The 16,049-nt window shown below is 61.7% G+C and carries 19 protein-coding genes and 2 pseudogenes; 6 read left to right on the top strand and 15 right to left on the bottom strand.

Annotated features, from left to right (window positions below):
* Positions 1–75 precede the first annotated feature (75 nt).
* Both hemB and KGA85_RS27220 read right to left on the bottom strand, forming a co-directional pair.
* On the bottom strand, positions 76–1,050 hold the full coding sequence (hemB, locus tag KGA85_RS27225; protein ID WP_008021700.1) for a porphobilinogen synthase: 975 nt from the start codon (positions 1,048–1,050) through the stop codon (positions 76–78).
* A gap of 38 nt (positions 1,051–1,088) precedes the next feature.
* Complete coding sequence (locus KGA85_RS27220; RefSeq protein ID WP_223460822.1) at positions 1,089–1,799, bottom strand: glutathione S-transferase family protein; 711 nt, start codon at positions 1,797–1,799, stop codon at positions 1,089–1,091.
* A 355-nt stretch (positions 1,800–2,154) separates the two neighbouring features.
* Here KGA85_RS27220 and KGA85_RS27215 point away from each other — a divergent pair, with 355 nt between their 5' ends.
* Positions 2,155–2,826: a histidine phosphatase family protein gene (locus KGA85_RS27215; protein ID WP_223460821.1), complete on the top strand. Its 672-nt coding sequence runs from the start codon at positions 2,155–2,157 to the stop codon at positions 2,824–2,826.
* Positions 2,827–2,963: 137 nt separating this feature from the next.
* On the opposite strand, the gene mnmH is transcribed toward KGA85_RS27215, so the two are convergent.
* From mnmH to KGA85_RS27190, 5 genes are all read right to left on the bottom strand, one after another.
* Positions 2,964–4,067 carry a tRNA 2-selenouridine(34) synthase MnmH gene (gene mnmH, locus KGA85_RS27210; RefSeq protein WP_223533914.1) on the bottom strand — a complete coding sequence of 368 codons (1,104 nt, stop codon included), beginning with the start codon at positions 4,065–4,067 and terminating at the stop codon, positions 2,964–2,966.
* Complete coding sequence (selD, locus tag KGA85_RS27205) at positions 4,067–5,101, bottom strand: selenide, water dikinase SelD (protein WP_223460818.1); 1,035 nt, start codon at positions 5,099–5,101, stop codon at positions 4,067–4,069. The genes mnmH and selD overlap by 1 nt, the downstream gene beginning before the upstream one ends.
* Before the next feature lie 92 nt (positions 5,102–5,193).
* Positions 5,194–6,150, bottom strand: a complete 957-nt coding sequence (locus KGA85_RS27200) for a zinc-binding alcohol dehydrogenase family protein (RefSeq protein ID WP_223543522.1) — start codon at positions 6,148–6,150, stop codon at positions 5,194–5,196.
* Between the two features lie 27 nt (positions 6,151–6,177).
* Positions 6,178–6,351: a DUF1427 family protein gene (locus tag KGA85_RS27195; RefSeq protein WP_079246732.1), complete on the bottom strand. Its 174-nt coding sequence runs from the start codon at positions 6,349–6,351 to the stop codon at positions 6,178–6,180.
* 106 nt (positions 6,352–6,457) lie between these two features.
* A complete protein-coding gene (locus tag KGA85_RS27190; RefSeq protein ID WP_223533912.1) occupies positions 6,458–7,237 on the bottom strand; it encodes an AraC family transcriptional regulator in 780 nt (259 codons plus the stop codon).
* A 145-nt stretch (positions 7,238–7,382) separates the two neighbouring features.
* Here KGA85_RS27190 and KGA85_RS27185 point away from each other — a divergent pair, with 145 nt between their 5' ends.
* Both KGA85_RS27185 and KGA85_RS27180 read left to right on the top strand, forming a co-directional pair.
* Entirely contained in the window at positions 7,383–7,610 is a 228-nt protein-coding gene (locus KGA85_RS27185; RefSeq protein ID WP_057714008.1) for a DUF6555 family protein, read from the top strand.
* Between the two features lie 35 nt (positions 7,611–7,645).
* The gene (locus tag KGA85_RS27180; protein ID WP_223533911.1) at positions 7,646–7,924 is read left to right on the top strand and encodes a hypothetical protein; all 279 of its coding nucleotides are present in this window, start codon (positions 7,646–7,648) and stop codon (positions 7,922–7,924) included.
* Positions 7,925–7,951: 27 nt separating this feature from the next.
* Here KGA85_RS27180 and KGA85_RS27175 read toward each other — a convergent pair whose 3' ends face one another.
* The 4 genes and pseudogenes from KGA85_RS27175 to KGA85_RS27165 all read right to left on the bottom strand — a co-directional run bounded on the left by KGA85_RS27175 (position 7,952) and on the right by KGA85_RS27165 (position 11,508).
* Positions 7,952–8,113, bottom strand: a complete 162-nt coding sequence (locus KGA85_RS27175; RefSeq protein WP_008021686.1) for a metallothionein — start codon at positions 8,111–8,113, stop codon at positions 7,952–7,954.
* A 183-nt stretch (positions 8,114–8,296) separates the two neighbouring features.
* Positions 8,297–9,052: a methyl-accepting chemotaxis protein gene (locus KGA85_RS31510; protein ID WP_411741660.1), complete on the bottom strand. Its 756-nt coding sequence runs from the start codon at positions 9,050–9,052 to the stop codon at positions 8,297–8,299.
* 102 nt (positions 9,053–9,154) lie between these two features.
* Positions 9,155–9,973 (bottom strand): annotated as a pseudogene (locus KGA85_RS31505) (cache domain-containing protein); the annotation flags it as partial.
* Positions 9,974–10,191: 218 nt separating this feature from the next.
* A complete protein-coding gene (locus tag KGA85_RS27165; protein ID WP_223460800.1) occupies positions 10,192–11,508 on the bottom strand; it encodes a Na+/H+ antiporter family protein in 1,317 nt (438 codons plus the stop codon).
* A 114-nt stretch (positions 11,509–11,622) separates the two neighbouring features.
* On the opposite strand from KGA85_RS27165, the gene KGA85_RS31195 reads away from it, so the two are divergent.
* A complete protein-coding gene (locus KGA85_RS31195; RefSeq protein ID WP_263287605.1) occupies positions 11,623–11,757 on the top strand; it encodes a hypothetical protein in 135 nt (44 codons plus the stop codon).
* A 122-nt stretch (positions 11,758–11,879) separates the two neighbouring features.
* Here the strand turns inward: KGA85_RS31195 and KGA85_RS27160 are convergent, their stop codons facing one another.
* The 4 genes and pseudogenes from KGA85_RS27160 to KGA85_RS31315 all read right to left on the bottom strand — a co-directional run.
* On the bottom strand, positions 11,880–13,196 hold the full coding sequence (locus tag KGA85_RS27160; RefSeq protein WP_223460798.1) for a sensor histidine kinase: 1,317 nt from the start codon (positions 13,194–13,196) through the stop codon (positions 11,880–11,882).
* Positions 13,193–13,861: a response regulator transcription factor gene (locus tag KGA85_RS27155; RefSeq protein ID WP_223460796.1), complete on the bottom strand. Its 669-nt coding sequence runs from the start codon at positions 13,859–13,861 to the stop codon at positions 13,193–13,195. Before KGA85_RS27155 ends, KGA85_RS27160 begins: the two co-directional genes overlap by 4 nt.
* 3 nt (positions 13,862–13,864) lie before the next feature.
* The gene (locus tag KGA85_RS27150) at positions 13,865–14,185 is read right to left on the bottom strand and encodes a PepSY domain-containing protein (RefSeq protein ID WP_223460795.1); all 321 of its coding nucleotides are present in this window, start codon (positions 14,183–14,185) and stop codon (positions 13,865–13,867) included.
* Positions 14,185–14,357, bottom strand: a pseudogene (locus KGA85_RS31315) (peptidase); the annotation flags it as partial. The pseudogene KGA85_RS31315 and the gene KGA85_RS27150, both read right to left, overlap by 1 nt.
* Before the next feature lie 108 nt (positions 14,358–14,465).
* Between KGA85_RS31315 and KGA85_RS27145 the strand changes: the two are divergent.
* Both KGA85_RS27145 and queD read left to right on the top strand, forming a co-directional pair.
* A complete protein-coding gene (locus KGA85_RS27145) occupies positions 14,466–15,545 on the top strand; it encodes a patatin-like phospholipase family protein (RefSeq protein WP_223533909.1) in 1,080 nt (359 codons plus the stop codon).
* Positions 15,546–15,619: 74 nt separating this feature from the next.
* Positions 15,620–15,976, top strand: coding sequence for a 6-carboxytetrahydropterin synthase QueD (gene queD, locus KGA85_RS27140; RefSeq protein WP_046042818.1), 357 nt, complete (start codon positions 15,620–15,622; stop codon positions 15,974–15,976).
* Positions 15,977–16,049: the final 73 nt, after the last annotated feature.

Below are 16,049 nucleotides of genomic sequence, written 5' to 3'. Positions count from 1 at the left end.
GTGTCAGTCAATGCATCTATCACTGACACTCCGCTTTCGCGAGCAAGCCCGCTCCCACAGGGTATGTGGTGGTCCTTAGATCCCGGCCAAGGCCAGATCCATCGCAAAATAGGTAAAGATCAAGTCTGCCCCGGCCCGCTTGATTGCCCCCAGGCTCTCGCGCACCACACGGTCTTCATCGATGGCCCCGGCCTGGGCGGCAAACTTGATCATCGCGTACTCACCGCTCACCTGATACGCCGACAGCGGCAGGCGCGAGGCTTCGCGGATGTCGCGGATGATGTCCAGATACGCACCGGCTGGCTTGACCATCAGCGCATCGGCGCCTTCCTGCTCGTCGAGCAACGATTCGCGCACCGCTTCGCGGCGGTTCATCGGGTTCATCTGGTAGCTTTTACGGTCGCCCTTGAGCGCACTGCCACCCGCCTCGCGGAACGGGCCATAGAGCGCCGAGGCGAATTTAGTCGAATAGGCCATGATCGCCGTCTGGGTAAACCCGGCGTCATCGAGCGCCCGGCGAATCGCCTGGACCTGCCCGTCCATCGCCGCCGACGGGGCGATCACGTCGGCACCGGCACGGGCCGCCGCGACGGCTTGCCGGCCGAGGTTGATCAGGGTCTGGTCGTTGTCCACTTCATGGTTGTGCAGCACGCCGCAATGGCCGTGGTCGGTGTACTCGCAAAAACAGGTGTCGGACATCACGATCATTTCCGGCACTGCGTCCTTGGCGATGCGCGACATGCGCGAGACCAGGCCGTCATCGCGCCAGGTGTCGCTGCCGCTGCTGTCCAGGTGATGGGATACGCCGAAGGTCATCACCGACTTGATCCCGGCACGGGCGTAGCGCTCGATCTCGCCGGCCAGTTTCGACTCGGGAATGCGCATCACGCCCGGCATGCTTTTGATCGGCACGAAGTCGTCGATTTCTTCTTCGACAAAAATCGGCAGCACCAGGTCGTTCAGACTGAACTCGGTCTCCTGGAACAGGCTGCGCAGGCTCGCATTGCGGCGCAGACGGCGGGGGCGTGCTTCGGGGAACTGACTGGACATGGGTATTCCTGAATTTCAGAGGACGAGAGGTAGGAGGTTTAATTCGAGATTGGTTTCGGGATTTCCAACCCGCGCACCACCGCCGGCCGCGTCAGGAAACGTTCCAGCACCCGCGTGACGTTAGGGAAGTTCTGAATGCCCACCAGATCGCCGGCTTCATAGAAACCGATCAGGTTGCGCACCCACGGGAAAGTGGCGATGTCGGCGATGGTGTAGCGCTCGCCCATGATCCAGTCGCGCCCTTGCAGCCGGCCGTCGAGCACCTTGAGCAGGCGTCTGCTTTCCTCGACGTAGCGGTCACGGGGACGCTTGTCTTCGTAGTCCTTGCCGGCGAATTTGTTGAAAAAACCGAGCTGGCCGAACATCGGACCGATCCCGCCCATCTGGAACATCAGCCACTGAATCGTTTCGTAGCGCGCTGCCGATTCCTGGGCCAGCAGTTGCCCGCTCTTGTCGGCCAGGTAGATCAGAATCGCCCCCGACTCGAACAGCGCCAACGGCTGGTCGTCCGGACCGTGGGGGTCGAGGATCGCCGGGATCTTGTTGTTGGGGTTGAGGGAAAGAAATTCCGGGGACATCTGGTCGTTGGTGTCGAAGCCTACCCGGTGAGGTTCATACGGCAGGCCGATCTCTTCGAGCATGATCGAGACCTTGACGCCGTTGGGGGTCGGCAAGGAGTACAGCTGAATCCACTCCGGATACTGGGCAGGCCATTTGCGGGTGATGGGGAATGCGGACAAATCGGTCATGGGCGGGATCCACGAAGACATTGAGAGTGACGATCATAATGTAGATATCCGCTCAGCGATCCCTTGAAGCCATGAATCTCGCTGATAGGCGAGATCAAAAGAGATCGCCACTGTTTCAACACCATCCGGTGTATTGTGTCCACATTTGTGCAACATCCTGTCGATAGCCTTCGCTGCAAACCCTTGAAGGTTACCGGCACTCGACCGAAATCGAACCAAACGGGTTCAGGGGACTCTGAGCACCACTCCTTTGAAACGGACCGGCTTCAATGACATGGAAAACACCCGACGCTGGACAATCGTGGTGTAAAGCTTTGTCAGCCTTAACCGAATTGCGCTGAAGATCCTTCTATTCATGAACCTGTTCAATTTTGCCAAACGCTTTAAACATCGCGCTTACCTTTTGTTGCCCGCCCTCTTGGTGGTCAGCGCGTTGTTCCTGTCGCTGGAGCCCGGCGCAAGTCGCGCCCAACCGATGGATGGCACCCAGACGCTGGTCTTCCTACGCCACGGGGAAAAACCCGCCGCAGGCCTGGGCCAGCTCAATTGCCAGGGGCTCAACCGCGCCATCGACCTGGCCACGCTGCTGCCGGAAAAGTTCGGCAAGGCCAACTATGTGTTCGCGGCCAACCCGACCCGTAACGTCGAGGAAGGCGAGTTCGATAATTCCTATAGTTACATCCGTCCCCTGATGACCATCAGCCCCAGCGCCATCAAACTGGGCCTGCCGGTGAACATCAATTTTTCCGCCAATGACACCAGTGACCTGGCCGATGAACTGCTCCAGGACAAGTATCACAACTCGGTCATCTACACGGCCTGGTCACACGGCTACCTGCCGGAGCTGATCAACACGGTGGCCGGCGAAGCCACCGGCATGGATGCGAAGATCATCGACGACTGGGAGTCCAGCGACTACGACTCGCTGTATGTACTGACCCTGACCTGGCACAACGGCAAGGCCAGTTTGCAGAGCCATGTGTACAAGCAAGGCCTGGATAACGGCGCTGAAGCCTGCCCGACTTGAGGCATGCGTTGTCTGAGCGGGCGCCTTCGCGAGCAAGCCCGCTCCCACATTCGATCTCCAGCGAACACAAATTTTGTGACCGCCGCTGATTAAATGTGGGAGCGGGCTTGCTCGCGAAGGGGCCGGCAAAAGTACCCTCAACCCTTCTGATTCACTCGCTCGCGCAGATACTCGAGAACCGCCCCTCGCTCCCCGGCAAACTCGATCCGTGCGTCTTTCTTCTCCCGCTGAAACGCATACATCGGATCGTAGTACTCGCACAGCAGCCCTTCGATCCAGCTCCGGTGCAGATCCACCGCGCCACTGCGGGCCTGCTCAACCAACGCATCCTCCATCAAAACCAGCAAGCGCCGATGACGTTCGCCGCCCAGGCGTTTCTGCACATTGTTCAGGCTCGCCAGCAAGCGTTCGGAAAACAACGCAAAGCCGTCTTCGCCATGCACGTCGATGAATTCGGCGCACAGATCCACCACATAATCGCGCAGAATCCGCTCGACCCGACCTTCCAGGCTGTCTTCCAGCCACACCATCGGAAACTGTTGCATGCCCTGGTACAGCGGCAACGGCAGCGCACAACTGCCCACCGCACGGCTTTCGTCTTCCAGTACGAACTGCTCGATGCCCCGGGCGCGTTTTTTCAGCACGTCTATGGCCAAGCGGTTTTCGAAGTCGATATTCGAGGGTTGGCCCGTGGCGCGTTTGCCGAAACTGGAACCGCGGTGGTTGGCATGACCTTCAAGGTCCACGGCGTTGCCCAGTTGCGTGAGCACCTCGGTTTTGCCGGTGCCGGTCATCCCGCCCAACAGGACGAAATCGCACTGGGTCACGGCTTGATCGAGAGTGTCCAGCAGGAAGGTGCGCATGGCCTTGTAGCCGCCGCCCACCCGTGGATAGTCGATGCCGGCCTCCTCCTTGAGCCATTGCTGGACTATCTGCGAGCGCAGACCGCCGCGAAAGCAATACAGCAGGCCATCCGGATGCGCCCGGGCAAAATCGGCCCAGACCTGGATGCGTTCGGCCTTGACCGCGCCCGACACCAGTTGATGCCCCAGCACGATGGCCGCTTGCTGGCCGTGCTGCTTGTAGCAGGTGCCGACCCGCTGGCGTTCATGGTCATTCATCAACGGCAGGTTGATCACGCCGGGAAACGAGCCTTTGTTGAATTCGACCGGCGCGCGGGCGTCCATCATTGGCCGGTCGTTGAGGAAGATGTCGCGGTAATCGGTGCAGTCGACGAACATCAAAACACCTCGACCGCGTTGCTCTGTCGCTCGACCAGTTCACCGATCGGTTCCAGGCTAAGGCCCAGTTCGGCGGCCACCGAAAGGAATTGCTCGTTGCCTTGCGGCGTCACGGCAATCAACAGGCCACCGCTGGTCTGCGGGTCGCAGAGCACGCGTTTGTGCAGCTCCTGAAGGCGTCCGAGCTTGCTCGCGTAGCTGTCGAAATTGCGCAGAGTCCCGCCGGGTACGCAGCCCTGTTCCAGGTAGTACTCCACCCCCGGCAAGCGCGGTACGCGGTCGTATTCAATGCGCGCCGTGAGCTGGCTGCCGTCGGCCATTTCCACCAGGTGCCCGAGCAGGCCGAAACCGGTGACGTCGGTCATCGCGGTTACGCCGTCGAGCTTGCCGAAACGGCTGCCGGGTTTGTTCAGGGTGCACATCCAGTCCCGGGCCAGGCCGATGTCGGCATGACGCAACTTGCCCTTTTTCTCGGCCGTCGTGAGGATGCCGATCCCCAGGGGCTTGGTGAGATAGAGCAGGCAACCGGCGGTGGCGGTGTCGTTGCGCTTCATGTGGCGCTTTTCCACCAGGCCGGTGACAGCCAGGCCAAAGATCGGTTCTGGTGCGTCGATGGAGTGCCCACCTGCCAGCGGAATGCCCGCCGCGTCACACACCGCACGGCCGCCGCGGATCACTTCCCGGGCAACTTCCGGCGCCAGCACGTTCACCGGCCAGCCCAGAATCGCAATCGCCATCAACGGATCGCCGCCCATCGCATAGATGTCGCTGATGGCATTGGTGGCGGCAATTCGGCCGAAATCGAAGGGATCGTCGACGATCGGCATGAAAAAGTCCGTGGTCGAGACCACGCCGCGTTCCTCATCGATGGCATACACCGCCGCGTCATCGCGCGAGGCGTTGCCGACCCAAAGCTTCGGGTCGAGGTTCTGCGCCCCGCTGCCGGCCAGGATCACTTCCAGCACCTGGGGGGAAATCTTGCAACCGCAACCGGCGCCGTGGCTGTATTGGGTCAGGCGAATCGGCTCGCTCATGGGGTTACCTCTTGGAGTCTAGGTAACCAATCCTACAGCAAATGCGCCTTTTTCTTTGTAGGAGATGCGGTGGTGAGCCGTGCCTCTGTGGGTTATGGCAGCAGAATCACTTTGTCACCGCTGCCTTGATTCACTTCGGCATAGCGCTCCAGTCCTTCAGCCAAAGGCGACTCGAACAAGCCTTGTGGCAGGGGCAACAAATCCTGATCGAAGAACTTGCCGAACTGGTCAAGCATCGACGCACACGCCTGCACCCCGTACAGCAGCGAGTTGATTCCCACCACCGAGCCACCCTTGCGATACAACGCCAGGGCCGGCAACTGCACGTGACCGTCCACGGGCGCCGCGATGATCGCGATGCGGCCGAACGCGGCCAGGGCAGGCACCGAGGCCGGCAGCCAGAAACCGGTGGTGTCGAAAATCACGTCGGCGCCGCCAGCATAGACCGCGTTGACCTGAGCCCCGAGGTCTTCGGATTTATCCAGTTGCAGGGTCTGGTAGCCCTGGTCCTGCAAATCCTTGACCTGTTCCGGACGCCGCGCGGCCGCCAACAGCCGGGCACCGCGCACCTTGGCCAAGGCCAGCGCGGCACTGCCGACCGCTCCGCCACCGATGACCAGCAATCGGGTTTCGGCCGTCACCAGGCTGCGTTCCAGTGCATCCCACGCCGTGGTGTACGGCACGCCGAGGCTGGCGGCCTGGGCGAAGCTCAAATGCGTGGGTTTGAGCGCCACCCCGTTAGCCGGCAGTTTGACGAATTGCGCGTGGGAACCGTCGGCGAAAAAGCCCAGTTCCTTGCCCGTGCCCCAGACTTCCTGACCGATCAGCGCCTGCGGGCCGGCCACGACAACCCCGGCAAAGTCACGACCGGGAATCCGCGGCAAGGTGGTGTAGGGAAAACGCCCCAGCACGTTCTTTACATCGCTGGGGTTGAGGCCGGCGGCCTTGATCTCGACCAGCACTTCATCGGCGCCGGGCACGGGCGTAGGCACCTCGACGTAGCGCAGGGCCGAGAGATCACCGGTTTTATCGAATTGCAGAGCTTTCATGGGCGTATCCATCGAGTCGAAAAGGGTTCAGGAGATCCAGCCAGCCACCAGCCCCCGTCCCATCGGCCAGAGCTTTTCGCCGGCGAGCATGCCGAGCAGGCCCACCAGCGCGATGGCCGGGGGTGCGGGGGAACGAAAGTCCAGGGCGCCGTAGAGCAGACCGACGCCCAGACCGATGGCCAGTGACACGAGGTAGTTCATGGCAGACTCCGGGGGCAATTGAGGTATGCGCCGAGTCTAGAGGGCGACGCCTTTGAGCATCGGCCAAGTGCTTCTGAATTTCGGCCAAAGCATTGCCACGGCGAATTCAGTCCTGCTGTTGCGTCGCAGGAAACTGCGAAGGGGCAACGCCCAGTTCACGACGAAACATATCGCTGAAGCTGCTCGGCGAATAGCCCAGCTCCCGGGCAATCGCGCTGACCGGTACGCCCTGGATCAACTCGGCCACCGCCGTCGCCAGTTGCACCTGACGCCGCCACTCGGCGAAGCCCATGCCCAAACCGTCCTTGAACAGGCGCGCCAGGGTGCGCACGCTGGCTCCGGCGTTATCCGCATGTTGTTCGAAAGGAATGTCCAGTGAAGGCGCGGCCATGACCGCCTGACACAGGTTCATCAGCCGTCGGTCGGAATCGTCCGGTAGCGGGATTTTCAGCAGCGAACGCCTGGCCCGCTTGAGTTCCAGTAGCGCCAGGCCTACCAACGCGTCGTAATACTCGGGCGCCTCGTCGTTACCCTGCTCCACCAGACCGACGATCAGTTCGCGCAGCAAGCCGCCGACCTCGATCACCTGAACGCTGTCATCCAGGGTCGCGGCCAGGGACGGCCGCAGGTAGATATTGCGCATTTGCAGGTCGGACACCACACGAATTCCATGAGGCACGCCGGGCGGCAACCACACCGCCCGTTGCGGTGGCACCACCAGTGCTTCGTGCGGCGTCTCGACCCACATCACCCCGCTCATCGCATACAGCAACTGGCCCCACACGTGCTCATGGGGCTCGATGTACAACCCGCGCGGATAGGTGCGCGCCAGCGGCTGCACAGGTACATCGGTGTCACTCAGGTCAGGCGGGGCGGCGAGGGCCATGGTCTATGTTCATTGGGATCGGGAAGGCCCCATGGTAACGAGGCACCGAACTTGTCGCCAGCAACCGCCGCCTTCCGACAAACCGAGTGAATTTTCCTGATGGCGCGCGATCCTTCTATGTACAACAGGGAGGAACCGGAGCTTTATGAACAGTGCAAAATTATTCGTCATTGAGTACACCCTCCATGGCGCTCCGAAGTCATTCATCATCCGACTGGAAAAAATGGATAACGCAGAGGCCTGGCATTGGGCGAGCTGTGACGCGGGGGTGGGGCGAATCCCCCGGTTTGGACGCGAGAAGGTGCAAAAGACCAGCAAGCCGATGGCTGAAAAATTCGGCGTGGAAAACGTCAAGTGGCGGCCGGCGAACTAATCTCTGGCAACCATCAGGATCGGGGGGGAAGGAAAATGACCGCGACACCCGTCAGCAGCCCTGCGCAGCTGGACTACGGTCTGGACACGCCAGTGGGGCGCATCAGCAAAAGCGCCGAGTGCCGGATCGGTCTGGAACAGGTCGAAAATGACCCATTTTGCTTCGCCATACGCGTCGAGGCGCCACTGCCGGAGGATCTTGAGCAAGCGAAGACCTTGGTGGTGCGGGTCGAAGGGCGGCGCTTGCAAGGCACCGTGCGCCACAGCGAACGCCTGGAGGATGACAGCCTCAGGCTGGAAGTGGAGCCGGACTAGGCTCCACTTTTGCGTGTGCCGTGGTTTTCAGTGGGCACACTTGCAGCCTTGGGAAGCGCACTCCTCGCCGTGCTCATGGTGTTTGGCGCAGGCTTCACAGCAGTAATGCTTGCCGTGACGGGCAATCGGATGTTCACCGAGCTTGCAGGTACATTTCGGACAATCGCAGATACTTTCACGGTCAATCATGGGGCTGACTCCTCTTGTGTGGTCGCCAGTGCTCAGATGCACACCGTAAGTGTAGGAGCTGCCGCAGGCTGCGATCTTTTGTGGCGAGGGAGCTTGCTCCCGTTTGAGTGCGCAGCGCTCACAAGTTTTTTGGGCCGCTGCGCAGCCCGGCGCGAGCAAGCTCGCTCGACACAGATGTTTTAATCAGATCCGGAACTGTCCCACCAGACTGCCCAGGCGCTGACCGAGGTCGGCCAGGCTGCGGGAAGTTTGCGCGCCGAGTTGGGTTTCGTCGGCGACGCTGTCCACCGCCACGGCAATCTGATGCACGCTGCGGTTGATCTCTTCGGCCACGGCGGTCTGTTCTTCGGCGGCACTGGCGATCTGTGCGTTCATCGAATTGATGGTCGCGATCAGCTGGGCCATGGCGTCCAGCGAAGCCCCCGCCTCGTTGGCCTGGGCCGAGGTGCCGTCGCCGGCCTCGCTGGAGCGACGCATCGCCTCCACCGCCGAGCGGGTGCCGGCCTGCAAGCGGTCGATCATGCCCTGGATTTCCTGGGTGCTGATTTGCGTGCGGCTGGCCAGCGCCCGCACTTCATCGGCCACCACCGCAAAGCCGCGCCCGGCCTCACCGGCGCGGGCCGCTTCGATGGCCGCGTTGAGCGCCAGCAGGTTGGTCTGCTCGGCAATCGAGCGGATCACCCCGAGCACGCTGACAATCGACGACACGTCTTTTTGCAGGCTGTCCAGGGACACGCCGCTGCTGCGGATGTCGTCCACCAGGGCATGGATCTTCTCGATGCTGCCGGCCACCACGCGCTTGGCTGCCTGCCCTTCTTCGTCGGTCTGCTGGGCGGCGACCGCGGCGTTCTGCGCACTCTTGGCCACTTCCTGGGCCGCCGCCGACATTTCGTTGATCGCCGTGGCGACCTGATCGGTCTCATGGCGCTGACGTTCCATGGCCTGGTCCGAACGGTTGGCCTGGTCGGACACCTGAGTCACCAGTCCGGTCAGTTGCGAGGTCATTTCGGTGATCTGCCGCACCAGGCCGTGGATCTTGTCGACGAAACGGTTGAACGAGCCGGCCAGTTCACCGAGTTCGTCCTGGCTGGTGATGGTCAGGCGGCGGGTCAGATCGCCCTCGCCCGCGGCGATGTCGTCGAGGTTGGCTTTCATCAAATGCAGCGGACGCAGAATGGTATTGGCCAGCAGCATCCCGGCAGCAGCGATCACCAGCAGCACCACCACCGCCACGCCGACGATGCTCAGCACCATGCCTTGCATGCGCTCCTGGACCTTGGCTTCGACCACGGCCACTTGTGCTTCGATGCCGTCGAGGTTGACCGAGGTGCCGACCGCCATGTCCCACTTCGGCAGGTATTCGGTGTAGCCGAGCTTGGGCACCAGCACCTGGGTGTTGCCGGGCAATGGCGAACTGTATTGCAGGTAGTGCGTACCGTCCTTGGCGACTTTCACCAGGTCGCGGTTGACGTAGACACCGTTCGGGTCGCGGTTGTCCTTGAAGCTCTGGCCCACGCCTTCGGGGCTGTTGGCCTTGAACAGGCGCACGGTGTTGGAGTCGTAGCCGAAGAAGTAGCCGTCCTTGCCATAGGTGATGCTCGACAGCAGCTTGATCACCTGGGCCCGCGCCGCCCCATCGCCGGGGGCGGCCGCGTCGTAGAGCGGTTTGATCGTGGTCATGGCCACGGCCACGTAGCTTTGCAGGGTCGCCTTGGCATCGCTGAGCAAGCGCTCGCGGGTCTGCTCGACTTCCTTGCGCGCCTGATCCTGCAGAATGAACAGCGTGGTCAGGCTGATGACCAGCGCAAACAGCAACACCGGGAGGACGGCAAGGGACAGGACTTTGGCCTTGAGGCTCATGCGCATGACGTTCACTCTTTTGATTTTATTGGCGTGGTTAAAAGCTTTAACGGCATGCCAAATCAAAAGTTGAACGCGATTAGAGGGACCATTGAAGATCCCTTGTAGGAGCGAGCCTGCTCCGGGCGGCGATCCGACGATAGCGGTGGCACAGTCAACATTTACTTGGCTGACAGACCGAAATCGCGAGCAGGCTCGCTCCTACAGGGCCATCGGGATTACAAGACCATCGCGGCCACCCAGCCAAACGCCAGCAACGGCAGGTTGTAGTGCAGGAAGGTCGGGACCACGGTGTCCCAGATGTGATGATGCTGGCCATCGATGTTCAGGCCGGAGGTCGGGCCCAGGGTCGAGTCCGAAGCCGGCGAACCGGCGTCACCCAGGGCACCGGCCGTGCCGACGATGCACACGATGGCCAACGGGCTGAAGCCCAGTTGCACGCACAGCGGCACGAAGATCGCCGCCAGAATCGGCACGGTGGAGAACGACGAACCGATGCCCATGGTCACCAGCAACCCCACCAGCAACATCAGCAACGCGCCAACGCCCTTGCTGTGATCGATGTACGACGCCGACGACTCGACCAGCGTCTGCACCTCGCCGGTGGCCTTCATCACTTCGGCAAACCCGGAGGCTGCGATCATGATGAAGCCGATCATCGCCATCATTTTCATGCCTTCGGTGAACAGGTCATCGGTGTCGCGCCATTTGACGATGCCCGACACCGAGAAAATCAGGAAGCCGGCCAGTGCACCGATGATCATCGAATCGAGCAACAACTGGATGATGAACGCCGCCGCGATGGCCACACCGGCCACCATCAGGCTCAGCGGGTTGTATTGCACCGCCACTTGCTCGACCTGTTCGATCTTCGCCAGGTCGTAGACACGCTTCTTGCGGTAGCTGACAAACGCGATCAGCAGGCCCGCCACCATGCCCAGGGCTGGAATACCCATGGCGTGGGTCACATTGATGCCGCTGATGTCCACGCCGCTGCGGGCGACGTTGGCCAGCAGGATCTCATTGAGGAAGATGTTGCCGAAGCCCACCGGCAGGAACATGTAGGGCGTGATCAGGCCGAAGGTCATGACACAAGCGATCAGGCGACGGTCCAGTTGCAGCTTGGTCAGCACATAAAGAAGTGGCGGCACCAGCAACGGAATGAACGCGATATGGATCGGCAGGATGTTCTGCGAGGCGATGGCCACGACCCAGAGCAGGCCGATCAGCAGCCATTTGACCTGGCCACCGCCGCTGGCGTGCTGGCGATCGACCATGGCCAGGGCCTTGTCGGCCAGCGCATGGGCCATGCCGGACTTGGCAATGGCCACGGCGAAAGCACCGAGCAAGGCGTAGGACAACGCCACCGTCGCCCCGCCACCCAGGCCGCTGTTGAAAGCCTTGAGCGTCGCCTCGATCCCCAGGCCACCGGTCAAGCCACCGACCAGCGCACCGACGATCAGGGCGATCACCACATGCACGCGGGACAGGCTGAGGATCAGCATGATGCCAACCGCGGCAATTACTGCATTCATTGTCATACCTCTGGGCAAGCGAAAAGAGTCCGGCCGGCAGTCTGCGAGAGCCGCCAGCGGATAAAAGGAATGGGTTTTATTAGAGGGCGCGCACTTTGCCGCAGAGTGGGCGCGGTGTCAAAGCTCGTGGGGACCCTGAGTGTGCAGTGGATTGCGATCTCCAGTGCCACCGAAGAGCAAAGCGCGGTGGAGGAGATCAACAGCCTGGCGAACCAGCAGCAGAGCCTGATGGATCAGTTCCGCGTTTAAGCCCCGCAAAATCCCCTGTAGGAGCGAGCCTGCTCGCGAAGACGGCAGCACATTCACTATCAATGTGACTGGCAGGCCGCTTTCGCGAGCAGGCTCGCTCCCACAGGGTTCCTGGTGTGACTTCAGGTGTGTTTGGGCAACTCGATGACGACTTTCAACCCACCCCACTCGCTTTCCAGCAACGACAGTTTGCCGCCCCAGCTATTGACGATGTCACGCACGATACCCAGCCCCAAACCATGCCCATGGGTTTGCTCATCCAGCCGCGCCCCTCGGCCGAACACCTGATCACGACGCTCTTCGGGAATTCCCGGGCCGTCATCTTCCACACTGAGTTCAAAGCCCTCAGCAGTCTCGGCCACATTCAGGCGAACCTCGGCATCCGCCCATTTACAGGCGTTATCCAGCAGGTTGCCCAACAGTTCCAGCAGGTCTTCACGATCCCAGGGCAATTGCAGGCCGGCCGGTGCGCGATAGCTCAGCGCCAGGTGGTCGCCGTGGATCATGTTCAGCGTGGCCAGCAATCCGGGGAGTTCAGCATCGCAATCAAACAGTGCGCCCGGCAACGCATCGCCGGACAACCGCGCACGATTGAGCTCCCGATTGAGTCGTTGCTCGACCTGTTGCAGTTGCTCCTTGAGGGTCTTGCGCAGTTGCGGGTGTGCGTCGAGTTGCTCGCTTGAAGCCAGGCTCAACAGCACCGCCAACGGGGTTTTCAGGGCATGGCCGAGATTGCCCAGGGCATTGCGTGAGCGCTTGAGGCTGTCCTCGGTGTGGGCCAGCAAGTGGTTGATCTGCGCCACCAGTGGCTCCAGTTCCACCGGCACCTGATCATCGAGTTGCGAACGCTGGCCCTGTTGCAACTGCGCGATCTGCTCGCGGGCCTGCTCCAGCGGACGCAAGGCGCGGCGCACGGTAATCCGTTGCAGCAGCAGAATCAGCAGCAACCCGGTCAAACCGAGGCCCAATCCGAGCTGTTGCATGCGCCGGAAGCTTTCGCGTATCGGCGTGTAATCCTCGGCGACGCTGATGGAGATCGGCAATCCTGAACGTCGATAATCCGTACGCAGCACCAACAACTGTTGCCCTTCCGGCCCCAGTTGCAGGTTGCCGTGCAGGCCGGGGTGATCGAGCACCGGCATTTCCTGATCCCATAAAGAACGGGAACGCCAGTGGCCGTCGGCGAAATCGATGCGGAAATAATGCCCGGAGAACGGCCGCTGATAGACCGGTGACAGACGTCGCTCATCCAGTTGCAAGCCTTGCGGTCCACGCACCAGTGCCGCCAGCAGGTTCTCGCTGTCATTGCGCAATCCGGCTTCGAGGTAGCGCTGCAACCCCATTTCGAACAGCCACAGGCTGGTTTGTGCCAGCACCAGGCCAACGACCACCATCACGCTGATCAGGCCCAGGCTCAAGCGGCGCTGGATCGATCTCACCGGGCTAGCCCGCCGAACAGATAACCCTGGCCGCGACGGGTTTCAATCACACTTTTGCCGAGCTTGCGCCGCAAGTGGTTGACGTGGACTTCCAGCACATTGGAATCGCGCTCGGTTTCACCGTCGTAGAGGTGTTCGGCGAGGTGGCCTTTGGAGAGGATCTGCTCGGGGTGCAGCATGAAATAACGCAACAGGCGAAACTCCGCGGCGGTCAGCTGAATGTCCGCACCGTCGCGCACAACGCACTGCCGACCTTCGTCCAGATGCAGCCCGGCGGCCCTGAGCGTTGGCTGGTTGACCTGGCCATGGGAGCGGCGCAGCAACGCCTGGATGCGCAAAAACAGCTCTTCGGGATGAAAGGGTTTGGTCAGGTAATCGTCGGCGCCGGCCTTCAGGCCTTCGATGCGTTCGGCCCAGGAATCCCGGGCCGTCAGGATCAGCACCGGCGTGGCCAGACCCGCCGCGCGCCATTGCGCCAGCACCTCTAGCCCCGGCACGCCCGGCAAACCGAGGTCGAGGATGATCAGGTCGTAAGGTTCAGTACTGCCCTGATACACCGCGTCGCGACCATCGGCCAGCCAGTCTACCGCATACCCCTGGCGGTTGAGACCGGCCAGCAGTTCGTCGGCCAGGGGCACATGGTCTTCCACCAGCAGCAAACGCATGGATCAGTCTTCCTTGTCTTTGAGTAAACGGCCGGTGGTGGCGTCGATGCCCAGTTCGCGGACCACGCCTTCCGGGGTCAGCAGCTCGACTTCATACATGTAGACGTCGTGTTTTTCTTCGAGCTCGGCTTCCAGCAGTTTCGCACCGGGGTAGCGATCCATCGCCTGCTGCAGCAGTTGCTCCAGCGGCAGGATCACGCCCTGTTGACGCAGGCGCAGGGCTTCATCCTGATCCAGATCACGGGCCATCACTGCCGAGCAAAATGCCAGAAGCAACAGCACCATCCGGCTGCCGGTGCATCGATTGAATAAAAACACCTTCATTACCAATCCTGATGATCCTTGAGAACCTGCCCGCTGACAGCGTCTAATTCCAGATCCGGTCGATACCCTGCTGCCGATCACCGGGATACCTGGTCGGTGCGAGTGGTGTGAGCTTCTCGAAAGCCACAATGGTACCAGCGGCGCGCAATCTCAGCGTTGCGTCGGGGCCCAGGCGAGCCACCTTAACCCGCGGAACTTAATTGAAGCTGAATTGCCATCATTGCTGACACCTCAGCCCGCTCCCACATAATCTGCCCGCTGAACAGACTTCGAGACTTTAATGACCGCCATCCACATCAAGTTCCCTTCCCTGACCCTCAAGGCCGGCCCGCGTGCCTTTGTGCGCATCCGTGACAACGGCTTGAACGCCGCCGACGTCGGCACCCTGCCTGGCGCGGCTGGCGGTCCGAAGGCGCTGGGGATTCAGGGTCTGGACCTGGCGCTGTTCGGCGAGTGGCTGCCGGCGGCACCGCGGGAACGCTCGCTGATTGGCGCATCGGTGGGTTCCTGGCGCTTCGCCAGCGCCTGCCTGCCGGACGCCGCCGAGGGCATCCGGCGTCTCGGGCAGCTGTACACCGAGCAACACTTTGCCAAGGGCGTGACCATGGTGCAGATCAGCCAGAGCTCACAGCGCATGCTCAATGACCTGCTCGACGGTCGTGATGCCTCGATCCTCGGCAACAACGATTACCGCCTGAACATCATGGTGGTCAAAAGCCACGGCCTGCTGGCCGACGATCATCGCGGCCGCCTGGGGCTGGGCCTGTCATCGGTCATCGCCGACAACCTGCGCGGCCGGGCGCGGCTGGCACGGCACTTCGAACGCCTGATCATCCACGACCCGCGCCTGGCGCCGCCGGTCAATGCCTTGAATGACTTCCCCTCGCGCTTCGTCGCCCTCAATGCCGGCAATTTGCGCCAGGCCCTGCTGGCTTCGGGCTCGATACCGATGGTGATGGAAGGCGTGCGCGACCTGCCGGGCGCCGGCGCCGGGACCTTCCGCGACGGCGGTCTGCTGGATTACCACCTGGACCTGCCCTACAGCGGCAACGACATCGTGCTGTACCCGCACTTCACCGACCGGGTGATCCCCGGCTGGTTCGACAAGACCCTGCCTTGGCGCCGCGCCTGCCCGGCTCGCTTGCAGAATGTGCTGTTGCTGGCGCCGTCGAAGGAATACCTGGCGCGCCTGCCCTACGGCAAACTGCCGGACCGTAACGACTTCAAGCGCTTCATGGGCGATGCCCCGAGCAGGCAGAAATACTGGCGCACCACCATGGACGAAAGCCGCCGCCTGGGCGACGAATTCCTCGAACTGGTCGCCAACGGTCGCCTCGGCGAGCGCTTGCTGACCCTTTAGTCAGGACAAACTGGTAAACTCGCCGCCTGCCCGAATCGCTGCGGCGAACGCCACCTGAACAGAGCTGAAAAACTGTGGAAATCTTCAAAGAATTTACCTTCGAATCCGCCCACCGCCTGCCCCACGTACCGGACGGCCACAAGTGCGGGCGCCTGCACGGTCACTCGTTCAAAGTGGCAATCCACCTGAGCGGCGACCTCGACCCGCACACCGGCTGGATCCGCGACTTTTCGGAAATCAAGGCGATCTTCAAGCCGCTGTACGAGCGCCTGGACCACAACTACCTGAACGACATTCCCGGCCTGGAAAACCCGACCAGCGAAGTGTTGGCCAAGTTTATCTGGCAGGAATTGAAGCCATTGCTGCCGGAGCTTAGTGCGATCCGTATCCACGAGACCTGCACCAGCGGTTGCATCTATCGCGGCGAATAATCTTCAGACAACACTGCCCCCCCTTGTGGGAGCGGGCTTGCTCGCGAAGGCGTCGGCACAGCCACCATCAAGG

This window comes from Pseudomonas sp. GL-B-12, assembly GCF_019955895.1.
Lineage (GTDB): Bacteria > Pseudomonadota > Gammaproteobacteria > Pseudomonadales > Pseudomonadaceae > Aquipseudomonas.
The sequence above is the reverse complement of the archived record's forward strand: the minus strand, read 5'-3'. Positions and strand labels throughout refer to the sequence as shown.

Coding starts and splice junctions, on each gene's coding strand:
- KGA85_RS27220 (WP_223460822.1), bottom strand. CDS start 1,799: ATGACCGATTTGTCCGCATTCCCCATCACCCGCAAATGGCCTGCCCAG.
- selD (WP_223460818.1), bottom strand. CDS start 5,101: ATGAGCGAGCCGATTCGCCTGACCCAATACAGCCACGGCGCCGGTTGC.
- KGA85_RS27180 (WP_223533911.1), top strand. CDS start 7,646: ATGACCGCGACACCCGTCAGCAGCCCTGCGCAGCTGGACTACGGTCTG.
- mnmH (WP_223533914.1), bottom strand. CDS start 4,067: ATGTTCGTCGACTGCACCGATTACCGCGACATCTTCCTCAACGACCGG.
- KGA85_RS27185 (WP_057714008.1), top strand. CDS start 7,383: ATGAACAGTGCAAAATTATTCGTCATTGAGTACACCCTCCATGGCGCT.
- KGA85_RS27200 (WP_223543522.1), bottom strand. CDS start 6,150: ATGAAAGCTCTGCAATTCGATAAAACCGGTGATCTCTCGGCCCTGCGC.
- KGA85_RS27165 (WP_223460800.1), bottom strand. CDS start 11,508: ATGAATGCAGTAATTGCCGCGGTTGGCATCATGCTGATCCTCAGCCTG.
- KGA85_RS27145 (WP_223533909.1), top strand. CDS start 14,466: ATGACCGCCATCCACATCAAGTTCCCTTCCCTGACCCTCAAGGCCGGC.
- KGA85_RS27150 (WP_223460795.1), bottom strand. CDS start 14,185: ATGAAGGTGTTTTTATTCAATCGATGCACCGGCAGCCGGATGGTGCTG.
- KGA85_RS27215 (WP_223460821.1), top strand. CDS start 2,155: ATGAACCTGTTCAATTTTGCCAAACGCTTTAAACATCGCGCTTACCTT.
- KGA85_RS27155 (WP_223460796.1), bottom strand. CDS start 13,861: ATGCGTTTGCTGCTGGTGGAAGACCATGTGCCCCTGGCCGACGAACTG.
- hemB (WP_008021700.1), bottom strand. CDS start 1,050: ATGTCCAGTCAGTTCCCCGAAGCACGCCCCCGCCGTCTGCGCCGCAAT.
- KGA85_RS27195 (WP_079246732.1), bottom strand. CDS start 6,351: ATGAACTACCTCGTGTCACTGGCCATCGGTCTGGGCGTCGGTCTGCTC.
- KGA85_RS27175 (WP_008021686.1), bottom strand. CDS start 8,113: ATGATTGACCGTGAAAGTATCTGCGATTGTCCGAAATGTACCTGCAAG.
- KGA85_RS31510 (WP_411741660.1), bottom strand. CDS start 9,052: ATGGAACGTCAGCGCCATGAGACCGATCAGGTCGCCACGGCGATCAAC.
- KGA85_RS27190 (WP_223533912.1), bottom strand. CDS start 7,237: ATGGCCCTCGCCGCCCCGCCTGACCTGAGTGACACCGATGTACCTGTG.